The sequence below is a fragment of the Alicyclobacillus suci genome (genome assembly GCF_017329615.1).
GTDB lineage: Bacteria > Bacillota > Bacilli > Alicyclobacillales > Alicyclobacillaceae > Alicyclobacillus > Alicyclobacillus suci.
Genome location: NZ_JAFMTW010000274.1, coordinates 1 through 217 on the forward strand (window position 1 = coordinate 1; position 217 = coordinate 217).

Genomic DNA, 217 nt, shown 5'->3' on the forward strand with positions numbered 1-217 from the left:
CACCCCAGGGTTCGAAACCTATCAATCGTGAGGCAATCTTGCGGGCTTTGTTAGCAGCACCATTAGAAGGCATCTCTACCTTTACCCGACTGCATGAGCGGCTCGTGAATGACCTGCAATTCCGTTACCAATGCGGGTTTCGCCTGGATAAACGAGTTCCCTCTATCTCAACACTCAGTCGAGTCTTTGCAACCATTACAGAAAAGGGTCTTGCCAA

At 49.8% G+C, this 217-nt stretch carries 1 protein-coding gene; it reads left to right on the forward strand.

The genetic code is table 11. The features are described 5' to 3' along the window. Positions 1–217: transposase (locus tag J3482_RS22355; protein WP_206923152.1), on the forward strand; the 217-nt coding region annotated here is incomplete at both ends.